Here is a 14,733-nt window from a genome sequence, read left to right as displayed (position 1 = left end):
GCTGCCAAATGGCGGGATCAGTTGATAATCGCAAACTTGCCCACGTGCTCGCCGATGCCCGGCGCTTCCAAGTGATACACGTACAAGCCGTACGCCACTTCCAGGCCGTCTTTGGTCGTCAAGTCCCAGCGCTCGGTGCCGTTCGCAAAACCGTTGTGCTCCAGTGCGCGCACGAGGTCACCGTTGACGGTGTAGATGCGAATGGTGCATTGCGCCGGCAGATTGATGAAGCGGATGAAGCGCTCGCCGCGGCCCGAGAGATAAGGCTGTTGTTCGAGAATCGAAGCCACGACATAAGGATTGGGCACCACCCGCACATTGCTGAGCACCGCGGCCGTGGCATTGGCGCGGAGCTTGCCGGAAATCGTGCTGAAGCCAAAGCGGTCGCGCTCACTGAAGGGAATGCGATTGCGCACCACGAAGGTGTCGCCCTGGCGCGGCAGCACCCATTCACTCTCCGGCAGCGGCAAACCGTTCTCGTCGAGCGGCGGATCGAACTTCACCGCCCAGGCGGGATTGTAGCGCGTCGAGCTGGGCGTCGGTTTGAAGACGAGATAAGCCACCTCGCCGGCGGTGATTTTGCCCTCCTCCTGCCCCACTTTCTCACTGATCACGAAATCCAGCGGCGTGTTGGAGTTCAATTCATACACCTTGAAATTCACCGGCCGCGTGATGCGCCCGGTGTTCGAAGTGAAGGCGGTATCCACGCCGACCTCATCGCTGAATTCCAGCACGAACGACACCGGCCACAACGGCGAGGTGTCGAACAGCGGCGCCACCGAAGCCACCAGGTTGGTGCGCCGGCCTGCTTCCCATCCTGATTCGCTGAGCGCCAGCTCGCGCGTGGGAAATTCGTTCTCGAACGTGAGCACGAAGCCCTTCTGCAAAAATTCCGTGGTCCAGGCGCGCTGATACTTCGCGGTGCTGATATTGAGCGGAATTTCGCGGTTGGCGGCCAGCGTGTCGCCGGTGGATTCATTCACCACGGTGACCGTGCTGGTTTCAAACTCGACCGCGGTGGTGCCACGCACCGTGCCGAAGCTCACGCGGAAGCTCTCGTCTTTGAGCAAATCCGGCGCGACGATTTGAATGCCGATCTCGCCGGTGGCCGGGCCCGCGCTGTGATGCAGCAAGCTGCCGACGTCGGTGCTGCCGGGATCCAAATTCGAGGCCGGCGGATTGGGCGTAACGACTGCGGTGTTTTGATCGACGCGCGTAATTACCCCGTCCGCCACGGTAATCGCGGCGGGCGATTCGCTGGGGGTGATGCGAAACAGGAACGGGCTGTCGGCCAGGCCGCGATCGAAGAAATCGTCATCATAGCCCTTGTCATAGGAAGTCAAAGCATAGTAGTAGGTGCGGCCGTTGATGACATCTTCATCGATGAAATAATGCTGCAAGCCGGTATCGTCGCCCATGTAGAAATGAATGCCGGTGGGCGCGCCGATCTCCTCGCCGTACTGCAGCGGATGCGGGCCGGTCAGGCCGTTGGCGAGATCGAACTGCGCGATCGGCTGCCGGAACAGGGCGTTGCCGAGCGCATCGGTGATTTCCTTGGCGTCGCGGAATTGCGGATCGGTCGAACGATAGAGACGGTAGCCTTCGAAATCACGGCTGTAGATCGGATCGCGGCTCAGTTCGGCCAGCTCATCCCAAATCAACGTGACTTTGCCGTTGCCCGGGATGGCGGTGAGCTTGGGCTGGCGCGGCGGCCGCGCAAAGCGGTAGTCCGAGTCGTAGATGCGCTGCGCCACCTCGGCGCTGCGGAACAACGCCACTTCATCGGCGCCAAACACCCAGCAGGTGGAAAAACGCTCGGTCTTGCGCGGCGGCAGATTGAACGGGCCGCTGCCGAAGATCCAATATTGGTTGACGGCTTGTTGCGGCACGGTGAAATAGTCGGGTTGAATGCGCGGCCACATGCCTTCTTCATCGGTGACGTTGACCGTGCCGAAGAGCGGGGCGGTGAAGCTGGTCAAGCCGACTTGATCGCTTTCATCGTTGTCGGTCTTGCCGAAATTCGGCTCGCCCTGGTCGGGCCGGCCGTTGCCTTCGGTGCCGTCCGCATCCGGGCCGGGATAGCCTTCATCCAGCGGGCCGGCGCCGTCGCTACCCACGTCATCCACGCCCGCGTTCCAGTCGCCGTCTTCGTCGCCGCTCCAGTGTTCTTTCGGGTCGCCGTATTTGCCCACTGGGCCAAAAACCAAGTTGCCGGCCTCGTTGTCACGGCGTTCGTCGAGCAGGCCGTCATTGTCGTTGTCGACGCCGTCATCGCCCAGGCCAGGGGATTCGAGAAACTTCCAGCCCAGGTAACCCGGCGGAATCTCGCGGTTGCGCTGCCACACGCCGATGTTGTCGTTGTCCCAGCCATAAACCAGATTGAGATCCTGGCGAAACGCGGCATTGTCATCGGTGGTGCCGCGGCCGCCCGGCCCGATATCGGCGTACCCGCCGAAGAAGATCTTGCTGTCGTTGATGTTGTAGGTATGTTCGCCGATGTTGGAAACTTGATAGTGGATGAAGAGAATGTCCTTGGCGAGCGGATGTGCCCATTGAAACAGCCGGGTTTCGATCTGCATGCCCAGGCCCTGCCAGTCGGGACGATCGACGAACGGATAGAACTGGAATTCCTTGTTCCAACTGTCATCCATCACATAAAGCACTTCCTGGTCGGCAAAGATTTGATTGAGGCCGAAGTAGCCGTTCCAGCGACCGCTCCAAGTTTGATCCTTGCCCGGCCAGGCCTCCGGCCAGGAACTGGGATTGAGGCTGTTGGCGAGATCATCCTGTCCCGGCGCGACCTTGAAGTAGCCCGGCAGCGGATGGAATTTGTAGGAGATGTTGGTCACCGGATCGATCTCGCCGCCGGAGCCGCCGGCATCACGATAGCCGTCCGAGATGATGCGGATCGCTTGGCCGTTCTTGTCCACCACTTCCGCGGCAATGAAGCCGGTCATTTCGTGAATATGATCGTGCCCGGTGCCGCGCGGCCACACGCCGCCGATGGGGCTGTCGTTGCCGCGCGCGATCGTGCCGTGATTGGTGATGTCCGTCTCGACTTGGTTGGCGTTCATGATCATGGCGCGGCGCAGCAGCCGGTCGCTGCGATTGGGGTCGAGATAGACGCCGCCATTCTGTGCCCATGCCGGGACAGCGAGCGCCCAGGCGCTCAGCAGGACGGACACCGCACAAATGAGTTTCCGTTTCATCATCGAATCAACCACCTTGGGTTTGATGCGCAGCCAATTGCTTTCAAGTCACCTTGAGGAATTCATCCTGCTATGCTCCGTCATTCCACCAGCAGGTGGTGCCGCCCGCGCGGCTTCCCAACGCCCCGCATGCTGCGGAATGACTTTTCAACTGAACGATTCCGACAAACTGCGGCAGCAGCGCATTAGAAATCGACTTTCACGCCGAATTTCACCTCGCGCGGCACGGGCTGTGATGCCGGGTTGAGGGCGAATTGATAGCGCGTGTTGATCAAATCAAGGCCGTTGGCGCTGTGCGCGGCCTCGTCGCGCGGATCGACTTGCGGCAGCAAATCGCGGCGGAAGCTGTCGAGTAGATTGTCCACCTTCACGAAGATTTCAGGCCGGACCGTGCCGAAATTGAAGCGCTTGTAGGCGCGCAGATCGAGAAAGAGATCGCCTTTGTAGCGGCCTTCGTTGCGCAATTCGATGAAGCGCGCGGGCGTGAAAGGATATCCGGAATTCAAGCGGGCGATCACGCTGCCGCCCCAGGAAGCATGTGCCCAATTCAAATAAGCATTGCCGTTGTGGCGCAGGTCCCAGTCCAGATCCGCCAGCACGATGGCGCTCTCGTTGCGGCCCTGGGCATCGAAGAAAGTCTGGCGCGGGTCGCTGGCAATGCCCTTGGCCACTTGATAGGTATAATCAAAGCCGCCGGTGAGATGATGCGACGGCAGGCGAATTTCCGCCGACAGCGTCACGCCGCGCACGCTGCCGTAATCGGAATTGGTGTAGCGGCCGTAGAGATCCGCGGCATAGGTTTCGTGCAAATCCGTGCCGAGCAGATTGCGCACATCGCGATAGAAGCCGGTGATATCCACCGCCAGGAAGCTGGTGAGCTGCTGCTGCAAGCCGACTTCATACATGTCGGTGCGCTGCGGATCCAGATCAGCGTTGCCGATGATGCTGTTGAAAGCGCCGACCACTTCGAATTCGGGGTTGTCGTACAGACGGCTGAATTCGGGAATCTGGAAGAATTGGCCATAGGAGGCATGAATCACGCCCTGGGCAGTAATCGGAAACGCCAGACCCAGGCGCGGCGAGACTTGCGTTTTGGCCTTGACGTTGCGATAGGCGAGTGCTTCCTCCTGAATGAAGATCTTGTTGCCGGGATCGCGCAAATCCACCGGCACGGTGGTGCGGGCATCGAAATAATCGAAGCGCAGGCCGGCGTTCACGATCAAGTCCTTGATCTCGATCTTGTCCTGCACGTAGGCCGCGAATTCGAGCGGATCGCGGTCATAGGCATCGTGGTCGAAGGAACTCAGCGGCGGGATGCGCACGGCGTAGTCGCCGTACTTGCGCGGGTTGACTTCGATATTGAAGAATTCATTCTTCAGCTTGTGATAGCGCACCTCGGCGCCGGCCTTGACCAGATTGGCATTGTTGACCTGCATGGTGAAGTCGCCGCGCAGCGCGTAGGTTTTGCCGTTGCGGTAGAAATGCGCCGGACTGACGCCGCCGGTGGAAAACACGAACTGCGGTTGAATGCCGCGCTCAAAGGTCGCGCGATAACGCGGGTCGAACGGATCTTTGTAGACGTAGCTCTTCACGTCATTCTCATAGGAGGCGAGATTGAGCGTGTAGAACGCGCGCCGGCCCAGCACGTGATCGACGCGCAACATGTGATTATAGGCCCTGGTGTAGCTCGTCGGCCGGTAGTCGGGATTGAAACGATAGAAATTGCTGAAGCTCTGGCCTTCGCTGGCGTTGGCGAGCAAGTTGTACGACAGCTTGATTTTCGCAGTGAGGTTGTAGGTGAGCTTCACCTGGCCGGACAGGCTTTGATAGGGATTCATCGCCACCGCAGCAGAGTCGCCGCGCCGTTCGAGGTAATACTGGCTGGGATCGGTGGCGCGAAAAGAGGAAGAATCGTTGGGCAAAAACACGCGGCGGCCATAGAGCCAGTTCTCCTGGTCGGTGAAACGGCCGGAGGCAAAGAACTTGAGTTTGGGCGTGAACAGCGGGCCGCTGAAGTCCGCTTCAGCGTACTTTTGCGCCAGCGGATCGATCGCGTCGATGTTGTAGAAAACCTCATCGCGGCTGGAAAGGAAGTCACCGGAGTAAACCGAGAAACTACCGCGATAGCTTTCGGAACCTTCGCGCGTGACGATGTTGACGATGCCGCTCATCGCCTGGCCGTATTCGGCATTGAAGGTGCCGCTGATCACCTCCAGCTCTTGAATCGCATTGTTTTCCACCGGCACGGCCAGGCTGTTGCTGAAGGGATTGGCGATGGCGATGCCGTCGACATAAAACTGAATCTCGCTGCTGCGGCCGCCGCGAATGTGGAGATCACCGCCCAAGCCGCGCGTCACGCCCGCCTGCAAAGTGAGCACCTCCTGGAATCCTTCCACCGGCAGGGCTTTGAGATCTTCGCCCGAGACTTTGGCGGAAGAGGAAGTCAAATCCTTGACCACCAGCGGCCGCTCGGCGGTGACCACGACTTCCTCGCCGGCGAGCGCTTCTTCACTCAAGGCAAAATCAATGGTGCTGGTGCGATCGACTTCGACGCGAATGGGCCGCTTCACCACGCGTTGGTAGCCGATCACCGAGGCTTCCAGCACGTACTGTCCGGGCCGCACATTAATGAGAAAATAGCGGCCCTGGCCATCCGCGCCGGTGCCCTGCACGGGTTGCAGCGCGGTTTCACGGCCGTCAACAATCTGCGCGCGGATGATCACCGTGGCGCCCGGCAAAGGCTCGCCGGTTCTGGCGTCGGTCACCTGCCCGGCGATCTTGCCGGTCGTGCCGGCCATGGCCGCCAGAGGCAACAACAAAACGCCGATCAAGGCACGCGCCAAACGCTCTGGAATCGCGGGGGAAATGCGCATAACCGACCTTTTCAGTGAAGAGATGAACACACTCGCAGGGAATCACGCTGCCACGCGCACCTGCAGGTGCACGTGCAGCACGGCGCCCGGCCGCTGCGGCAAAACGTCGTCGGTGCAAACTTCGCCGTTCACCAGCAGGCGCCGCGGGGTTTCGAACTTCGCGCTTTGCTCGATTTCGACTTCATAGATCGTGCCGCGAAACTCGCGGCGCAGCCGCACGCGCGGCCAGGCGGCCGGCAAATGCGGATCCAGCTTGAGGCCCTGATAAGTTGGCTGCAACCCCAGAATCACGTCCGTGCCGATGCGCAGCATCCACACGGCAGAGCCGGTCAGCCAGGAATGGCTCGCCTCACCCGCGGTGGGATGCTCCGGGCTGGTGAGATACTCGGCAAAGACGTACGGCTCGGTTTTATAGCGATCCTGCCCGGCGCGGCTGCTGCTGTTGATCGGCATCATGTCGCGATAGGTTTGCCAGCCGAGTTCGGTTTCGCCATGCAGCAGCTCGGCGCAAACATACCATGCGGCGGCATGATTGAACACCGCGCCGTTTTCCTTTTTGCCCGGCACGCAGCGCGTCGCCAGGCCAATCGCCGGATCGACCGTGCGATAAGCGGGGAAGACGATTTGCGGACCAAAAGGCGTCATGAGTTTTTCGCGCACCGATCGCAACGTCTGTTGCGCCCGTGCGCCGGTCGCCACGCCGGAGAGCACGGCCCATGATTGCGGCTCGATGAAAATCTGTCCTTCGCGATCGCGGTGTGAGCCGAACGCTTCACCGTTGTCCTTGAAACCACGCACGTACCAGTGGCCATCCCAAGCCAGCGCGTTGATCGCAGCCTTCACCTGCTCGTAGACAGCGCGATAGTGCCGTGCCGTTGCGCGGTCACCGAGATGATCAAACAGCACCTCGGCCTCGCGCAGGAGATAACACAGGAAGGCCGCGCCCCAAGTGGTTTCACCGGCGCCGCCGCGGCCGACATAGTCGAGCGTGTCGTTCCAATCGCCCGGTCCAAACCGCGGCAGATGCCGCGCCGTGAGCTGGCTGATGACATAATCGAGCGCCAGCGTCAGATGCCGCCGCAGCGCAGCCGCACCGCGATCGCAAAACGGCACGCTCTCTTCGAGCAGGGAAAAATCGCCGGTTTCTTTGAGATAATTCATCAGCGCGAAAGGCAGCCATAGCGGCGTGTCGGAATGGCCGGTGCGCTCGCCGGTGCGCGCGAGGCGGAAATAATTGTGCAGGGTCGAGCCGTCGGCGAATTGGTAGGAGGCGACTTCGATCAAGCGCGCCTTTACTGCCGCGGGTTCGGCGAGCAGCGGGCCCCAGAGATCCTGGCATTGATCGCGAATGCCGGTGCCGAACAGCAGGCCGCCGTGATAATAGCCGGCATTGCGCGCCATGTCGAATGTGACCGCGGTTTGATAGCGCGTCCAAACGTTGATCAACGCATTGAAGGCAGCATCGGGCGTTTCGACCTGCAGCACGGAGAGATGCTTGTGCCAATGGGCTTTGACCTGCGCGAGGGCGGCCGCAACCGCATCGCCCTGGCGATAGCGCTGCAGGAGAGGCGGAACCTGCTCGTCCGCAGCAGTTTTGTCGGCGACACCGAGCAGCACCGCAAACGTCAGCGCCGCGCCGGGAGCGAGTTCCAGGCCATGTTGCAGCGCGACGCAGGGATCGCCGTGCGTGATCTCGGAATCAAAACAGCGCCGCCGCTGCACCGCTTCAGGATTGGCCTCCGAACGCCAGCGGCCAATGAAATGATCCTTGCCGCCGTCGAACCCGGCTGGCGCCTGCGGCAGGGTGGTGGCGAAATAGACGACGAACGGCCAGTCTTGATTGGGTTGCTCCACCGACACGCCGCGCGTGTTCTTCCAATAGTTGCGCGTGGCAGCCAAGGCGCGCCATTCGCGGCGAAAACGCACCTCACTGAAATGTTTGTCATTGGGCTGATTGATCAGATCATTGAGCGCATTTCCCAGACAAAGCTCGGCATAGGCAAACAGATCGAAGCGCTTGTGCTCGTGGCCGCGATTCTCGAGTTTGACCAGCCAGCATTCCAGCGCCTCGCCGCGCGGGACGAAGAAGGTGACTTCGCTCCACACGTCTCTTCGCGCCGTGGCGATGGTGGTGTAGCCCAGGCCGTGCCGGGCCTCGTAATGATCATAGGCCAGCATTTGCGTGGGCACCCAGGAGAGCGACCAATACTCATGGCCGTCGTGCAAATAGAGATAACGGCCGGGTTGATCCCAGGGCAGGCTGTTGTAGCGAAAGCGCAGAATGCGATTGTCGCGCGGATCCTGCACGAAGGAGAAACCGCCGCCCACGTGGCTGATCAGCGCCTGGTAGCGTTCATTCCACAAATAGTTCACCCAGGGCGCGGGCGTGTCCGGGCGGGTAATGACGAATTCACGATGCTCGGGCGTGAGGTGGCCGTAGGGGTTGTGCGGGAGGGAATTCTGGTTGTGATCAGACATGCGGGCCGCAATCGGTTTGATTGACCTGCTGATCCACGGTAACGGCTTGGGATTTGTTGGTTCTGTCTCCTAACAAACGAATTTGCCATCCTGTCGCGGTGGGCGCGGCGCAGCCGCAGCGCCGCCGCCGGCCGGGCCGGAGGGGCGCCGGGGCAGTGGCAACGGACGGCCGCTATTTCAAAGGGCGAAAATATAGCAAAGCCGGATCATTGTCAAGCCCTTTCGTGGCGACGACGCCGGAATCTTCTCGCCTCCCGCCGGAGAAAGAGCTTGACAATGAGAAAGGATGCGGTATATTTGTTCAGGCAATCAATTAAAACATCAACGTCCCGGACTGCAGCAACCGTGCCCAATCAGCACCGGCCGGCAAGCGTTACGTCGCCGTTCCCACCCCTGATGCGAAGGAGCATGCTTATGAAACTCGTGAAGACTTTGTTGTGGCTGGCTGCCTTTCTGTTCTGTGTGCCGGCATGGCCGCAAGATCTGCCCCCGGCCACGGCCAACCTCTATGTGATTGCCCTCAACGGCCAGCCGGTAACGATCGATGGCGTGCTGCAGGACTGGCGTGATGCCGAGTTCGTCTATCTCAGCCAGGACGGACCGACCCACGGCCTGTTCACCGGCGCGAAGCCCACCACTTCGCCCGCGGACTTCAGCGGCCACGTTGCCATCAAGATGGACAACGACAACATCTATTTTGCGGCACACGTGCGCGATGAAGGCGGCATTCTCATCCATCCGCCCCGCACGCGGCAGAATGCCAACCTGACTTTTGCCCTCGACCATTTGGCCGTTTACCTCGGCCTCTATGACATCGAAACGCTGCCTGGCAGTCCGCATCGCAACACGGTTGACATCATCGATCCGGCCAGCGGCCAGATGGTGCAGGGCGGCAGAACGTATCGCATCAAGCCCGGCACGGACAACGATCCCGACAACGCCACCCGGGGGCCGGACTATCAGTTCGGCGTAAACTTTCAGACCTATGACAAGACGCTGGCCAACGGCGCCTATTCTGCCAGCGGCGATGAAGTGATCAACTTCAACTGGGGCTATGTCGATACCCTGATTGCCAACACCGAACTCGCGATCAAGCCGTGGAGCAATGAAAGAGGCTTCACGCTGGAATGGCGGGTTCCCTTCGCCTCCCTGGCAGGAAAGATCGCGCGCGCCTCCAAGCCGCAGGCCGCCATCGAATGGCCGCTCTACCGGCCCCAAGCCGGAGATGTCATCCCCTTTGACATCGACCTTACCGATGACGACCGGCTGGCCGCGCCGGAAGATTTCAACAACAATTTTCTCGGCCTGGGCCGCGGCAGCAATCTCTGGCGTGATTCTTTTGCCTGGGAAGGCCGTGGTGTGGTGGTCGACGTGAGCGGCGGGAAGAATGCCGGCAACTACTGCCACGCCGGCTTCGCGCCCGCGGCCGCCGGCGTGACGGTCGACGGCGACCTGGCGGAGTGGGCGACTTCGCAATTCATCGGCATCAGTCAGGACAGTCCGAATCATCAGTACATTTTTCAAAACGGCGACGTACTCAGCTCGCCGGCGGACTTCGGCGGCTATATCGCCGTGCGCCTGGATCAAGACAACATCTACTTTGCCGCGCGCGTGCGCGATGAACCGCAAGGCACCGGCGCATTTCAACATGCACGCCGCACGAAGAATGACGCCAATCTCATGTTCACCCAGGAACATCTCGCCATTTACCTCGGCCTGTATGACATCGGCGATTTGCCGCGCAGTCCGCATGTTCGCGATGTCAACATCATCGATCCCGCCACCGGACAAATTGTGGCCGGCGGCCGCACGCATCGCATCAAGCCGGGGACGGACGATGATCCCGACCAAGCCACCCGCGGCGCGGATTTCCAACTGGGCGTCAACATTCAAACCTATGACAACACGCTGGCAAACGGCGCTTTCTATGCGCAAGGCCTCGACGTCATCAACTACGCCTGGAGCTACGTCGATACGTTCCTGACCAATACGGAGCTGGCGCTGCTGCAGTGGACCGACGAAAAGGGTTATGATTTGGAGTGGCGCCTCCCGCTGGCCTCGCTCGCCGGTAAGATCGCAAAGCAAGTCTCCCCGCAGAAGAACATCGAATGGCCGCGCTACGTGCCGCAAGACCGGCATGTGATCCCCTTCGACATCGATCTTACCGATGAAGACCGGGTCAATAACCAGGACGGCACCAACAGCTTCCTGCGCATGGGCCGCGGGCTTGATTTGTGGCGCGACGCCGCCGCCTTCGGCATGCGGCTGAAAGTGATCGGCTCGCCCGGCAGTATCACCGCGGTCGAGCAAACGCCTGCCGCGGCCTTCGTGCGCGAATACCGCCTGCTGCAGAACTATCCGAATCCCTTCAACCCCGGCACCACCATCGCCTTCGAGCTGCCGGCGGCAGCGCCGGTCAGCCTGAAAGTTTTCAACCTGGCAGGCCAGGAAATCACGACGCTGGTCAATCGCTCCCTGGTGGCCGGCCGCTATCAAGTCACGTGGACACCGCGCAGCGAACCCAGCGGCCTCTACCTCTATCGCCTGCAGGCCGGCGATCACGTGCAAACGGGTAGAATGCTTTATCTCAAATAGCCTTCGCTTGCCGCTCTGCCGCGGCAGAGCGGCGCGAGGTTTCAGGAATGCAATCGCAACAGGAAGGCACAGCATGTTCGCTGCACTGCAAAACGGTTTGATCGTGTCCTGCCAGGCCACCGGCGACGAGCCGTTGAATCGTCCCGAATATCTTGCGGCACTGGCGCGCTGCGCGGAGATTGGCGGCGCCGTGGCGATTCGCACGGAAGGACTGGAAAAAATCCGCGCCCTCAAAACGGCGGTCAAGCTGCCGATCATTGGCTTGATCAAAGGCACGTTTACGGACGGCGCGGTCTTGATCACGCCGGATTTTTCGGACCTCGAAGAGATGATCGCTGCCGGCGCGGACATCATTGCGCTGGATGCCACCGATCGGCAGCGCCCCAATGGCTGGCATGGCTTCGATTTCCTGCGCGCGGTCAAGCAGCGCTATCGCATCCCGATTCTGGCGGACATCGCAACGCACGCCGAAGGCGTGACAGCGGCGGAACTGGGCGCGGAAGCGGTGGCCACGACCATGTCCGGCTACACGCCCGCCACTGCCGGCCGGCAGGATGAAGAACCGGACTACGCGCTGATTGCTTCATTGCACCGTGCGGTCAGCGTGCCGGTCATCGCCGAGGGCCGCATCTGGGAAGCGCAGCAAGCCCAACGGGCCCTGGCCGCAGGCGCATTTGCCGTGTGTGTCGGCAGCGCGATTACCCGGCCGCAGTTGATCACCCGGCGTTTTGTGGCGGCCATGCAGAAACGGTGAGCGCTCCGGCGGCCGCAGCAGAGAAGCCGAAATCAGTTTGCAAATGACCACACATGATCTCGGGACCCAATCAGCTTTCCCCGCGCCAAAGCCATGAGGTGATCGTCGTGGGCGGCGGCGTTGCGGGCATTTGTGCCGCTGCCAGCGCCGCCCGCCTGGGCGCACGCACCTTGCTGGTGGAGCGTTACGGCTTTCTCGGCGGCATGTCGACTGCGGGCATGGTCACGCCCTTCATGAAGTTTTGGATCGAAACCGAGGACGGCCGGCGCCAGCCGCTGGTGGGCGGCCTCTTCGAAGAGCTGACGCAGCGCATGGCGGCCATCGGCGGGATGATCGAAAACGGCTTCAGCGCGCTGGCGTTCAAGCGCGTCGCCACCGAGATGCTGATCGAAGCCGGCGTCGAGCTGCGCCTGCATGCGCTCATGCTCGGCGCACACGTGGAGGACCGCACGGTGCGAAGTGTGCTGCTGCAGCACAACGGCGCGCCCCAGCCTCATTCCGCCGCAGTCTTCATCGACACCAGCGGCGACGGCGAACTGCTGCTGCACGCCGGCGCGCCCTGGCGCAAAGGCGATGAGCAAACCGGCCTGCTGCAGGCGATGACCATGTTCTTTCGCATGGGCGGCATCGATCTCGAGGCCGCCGTCGCGCACGTCGCCGCGCACCCGGAACAATTTTTTGCCTGGTCCACCAAGGAATATCATCACGAACGCATTGTTGCCATTGCCGGGTATTATGACATCATTCGGCAGGCCCGGCAGCGGGGATTGCTCCCCGAAGCCGTGGAATACTTCTTTTTCACTTCCCTGCCCGCTTACGGTGAAGCGGCCTTCAACACCACCAACATTCTGGGACTAGACGGTTCCTCCTCTTTCGATCTGACCGCCGCGGAGATCGAGGGCCGCAGGCAGGTGTTCAATATTGCCAACCTGTTGCGCGCACGGGCGCCCGGTTTCGAACGCTCGTACTTGATTGAAACCGGCGTGCAAGTGGGCGTGCGCGAAACCCGGCGCGCGGTGGGCGACTATGCCGTGACCGGCGAGGATGTGATGGGCGCGCGCAAATTCCCCGATCGCATCGCGCGCGGCTGCTACGGCGTGGACGTGCACGGCCAGAAAGGCGAGAAATCGCGCATGGAACATTTGCAGCCGGGGCAATACTACGAAATTCCACTGGGGGCAATTATCGTGCAGGATTGGGAGAATCTGCTGGTAGCCGGCCGCTGCCTGTCGGCGACGCGCGCCGGCCACGCGGCGCTGCGCATTCAAGCGACGTCCGCCGCGGTGGGTGAAGCCGCCGGCGCGCTGGCGGCGCTCGCCCGGCCGCATGGCGGCCGCGTGCGGCAGGTGGCACCGGCGCTGTTGCAGGCCCATCTCAGCAAAGCGGGAAACATCTAATGGAACGCACCCGCAGTCATGCGCTCGATGCCCTGCGCGGCTTTGCCATCTTGACGATGGTGCTCTCCGGCGTAATTCCGTATGGCGTTCTGCCGGCGTGGATGTATCATGCCCAAGTGCCGCCGCCCGCGCACAAGTTCGATCCCACCCTGCCGGGCCTCACCTGGGTTGATTTGGTTTTTCCGCTGTTTCTGTTTTGTCTGGGCGCGGCCCTGCCGCTCGCGCTTTCCACGCGCCTGAGCCAAGGCGCCGCGCGCTGGAAAATCGCCGGTGGGATCTTGCAGCGCGGTTTCTTGCTCGGCTTCTTTGCCATTTATTTGCAGCACCTCAAGCCCTACGCGCTCAGCACGCAACCGACTGCAACACACTGGCTGCTCGGCTTGCTGGCTTTCGCCTCGTTCTTCGCGATCTTCACCCGGCTGCCGAAGTCCTGGCAGCCCACAGCGCGCTATGCCGTGCGCACCGCGGGCTGGCTCGTTGCGATCGCCTTGCTCGCCACCGTCCGCTATCCCGACGGCAGCGGCTTCGCACTCACCCGCAGCGACATCATCATCATCGTGCTCGCCAACATGGCGGTGTTCGGCAGCCTGGTCTGGCTCGTCACGCGCTCTCGTCTGATTCCGCGTCTGGGAATTCTTGGCGTGTTGCTGGCGTTGCGTCTGGCCGGCGCAACGCCGGGCGTGGTGGCATGGCTGTGGCAGGCCACGCCCGCGCCGTGGTTCTACAAACTGTATTACCTGCAATATCTCTTTCTCGTGATTCCCGGCACGATTGCGGGCGACCTGCTGTTGCGCTGGATGAATTCTCCTCGCGAAGAAGAAACGCCGATGCGCACCTGGAACAAAAGCCGGCAACTTGCCCTGGTGGCCATGATGATCGGCCTGGTCATCTTCCTCTTGATCGGATTGCAGGCGCGCTGGCTGACCGCCACCGCGGTGATTACTTTGGTTGTGCTTCTGATCGGCGCCTGGCTGGTGCGCCGTCCGCGCAACCGCACCGAAAGCCTGCTGGCCAAGCTGTATAGTTGGGGCGCTTACTGGATGCTGCTCGGGCTTTTGTTCGAACCTTTTGAGGGCGGCATCAAGAAGGATCATCCGACACTGAGCTACTACTTCGTCACCGCCGGGCTGGCAATCTTTCTGCTGATTGCGCTCATCATTCTCATCGAAGTTTGGCAGCGGCGGCGCGGATTTCAGCTTCTCATCGCCAACGGCCAGAATCCGATGCTGGCCTACATCGGCGTGTCGTTTGCGATCATGCCGGTGCTGCAACTCACCGGCCTCTATCCGCTGCTGCAGGCGGTCACCGCCGCGCCGTGGCTGGGATTTCTGCGGGGCTGTTTGCTGACCTGGCTGCTCGCGCTCATGGTGAATTTTTTCACCAAGAGAAAGATCATCTGGCGGACTTGATCTCGGCTGCGCGCGACC

Annotated in this window: 7 protein-coding genes; 4 read left to right on the top strand and 3 right to left on the bottom strand. The window is 61.4% G+C overall.

What is annotated here, in order from left to right; translation table 11 throughout:
* Nucleotides 1–17: 17 nt before the first annotated feature.
* The 3 genes from L6R21_17275 to L6R21_17265 all read right to left on the bottom strand — a co-directional run bounded on the left by L6R21_17275 (nucleotide 18) and on the right by L6R21_17265 (nucleotide 8,560).
* Nucleotides 18–3,212 carry a hypothetical protein gene (locus tag L6R21_17275; GenBank protein MCK6560950.1) on the bottom strand — a complete coding sequence of 1,065 codons (3,195 nt, stop codon included), beginning with the start codon at nucleotides 3,210–3,212 and terminating at the stop codon, nucleotides 18–20.
* Nucleotides 3,213–3,394: 182 nt separating this feature from the next.
* A complete protein-coding gene (locus L6R21_17270) occupies nucleotides 3,395–6,082 on the bottom strand; it encodes a TonB-dependent receptor (GenBank protein ID MCK6560949.1) in 2,688 nt (895 codons plus the stop codon).
* A 42-nt stretch (nucleotides 6,083–6,124) separates the two neighbouring features.
* The gene (locus tag L6R21_17265) at nucleotides 6,125–8,560 is read right to left on the bottom strand and encodes a glycosyl transferase family 36 (GenBank protein ID MCK6560948.1); all 2,436 of its coding nucleotides are present in this window, start codon (nucleotides 8,558–8,560) and stop codon (nucleotides 6,125–6,127) included.
* Between the two features lie 414 nt (nucleotides 8,561–8,974).
* On the opposite strand from L6R21_17265, the gene L6R21_17260 reads away from it, so the two are divergent.
* The 4 genes from L6R21_17260 (at nucleotide 8,975) to L6R21_17245 (ending at nucleotide 14,715) form a co-directional block, all read left to right on the top strand.
* Nucleotides 8,975–11,155 carry a T9SS type A sorting domain-containing protein gene (locus L6R21_17260; GenBank protein ID MCK6560947.1) on the top strand — a complete coding sequence of 727 codons (2,181 nt, stop codon included), beginning with the start codon at nucleotides 8,975–8,977 and terminating at the stop codon, nucleotides 11,153–11,155.
* A 73-nt stretch (nucleotides 11,156–11,228) separates the two neighbouring features.
* Nucleotides 11,229–11,909: an N-acetylmannosamine-6-phosphate 2-epimerase gene (locus L6R21_17255; GenBank protein ID MCK6560946.1), complete on the top strand. Its 681-nt coding sequence runs from the start codon at nucleotides 11,229–11,231 to the stop codon at nucleotides 11,907–11,909.
* Nucleotides 11,910–11,962: 53 nt separating this feature from the next.
* Entirely contained in the window at nucleotides 11,963–13,306 is a 1,344-nt protein-coding gene (locus L6R21_17250) for an FAD-dependent oxidoreductase (GenBank protein MCK6560945.1), read from the top strand.
* The gene (locus L6R21_17245) at nucleotides 13,306–14,715 is read left to right on the top strand and encodes a DUF5009 domain-containing protein (GenBank protein MCK6560944.1); all 1,410 of its coding nucleotides are present in this window, start codon (nucleotides 13,306–13,308) and stop codon (nucleotides 14,713–14,715) included. Before L6R21_17250 ends, L6R21_17245 begins: the two co-directional genes overlap by 1 nt.
* Nucleotides 14,716–14,733: the final 18 nt, after the last annotated feature.

It is taken from the genome of bacterium, from assembly GCA_023150945.1.
GTDB lineage: Bacteria > Zhuqueibacterota > Zhuqueibacteria > Zhuqueibacterales > Zhuqueibacteraceae > Coneutiohabitans.
Note: the sequence above shows the minus strand (reverse complement) of the source record. Positions and strands in the feature narration are given on the sequence as shown.

Coding starts and splice junctions, on each gene's coding strand:
- L6R21_17245 (MCK6560944.1), top strand. CDS start 13,306: ATGGAACGCACCCGCAGTCATGCGCTCGATGCCCTGCGCGGCTTTGCC.
- L6R21_17275 (MCK6560950.1), bottom strand. CDS start 3,212: ATGATGAAACGGAAACTCATTTGTGCGGTGTCCGTCCTGCTGAGCGCC.
- L6R21_17265 (MCK6560948.1), bottom strand. CDS start 8,560: ATGTCTGATCACAACCAGAATTCCCTCCCGCACAACCCCTACGGCCAC.
- L6R21_17260 (MCK6560947.1), top strand. CDS start 8,975: ATGAAACTCGTGAAGACTTTGTTGTGGCTGGCTGCCTTTCTGTTCTGT.
- L6R21_17250 (MCK6560945.1), top strand. CDS start 11,963: ATGATCTCGGGACCCAATCAGCTTTCCCCGCGCCAAAGCCATGAGGTG.
- L6R21_17255 (MCK6560946.1), top strand. CDS start 11,229: ATGTTCGCTGCACTGCAAAACGGTTTGATCGTGTCCTGCCAGGCCACC.
- L6R21_17270 (MCK6560949.1), bottom strand. CDS start 6,082: ATGCGCATTTCCCCCGCGATTCCAGAGCGTTTGGCGCGTGCCTTGATC.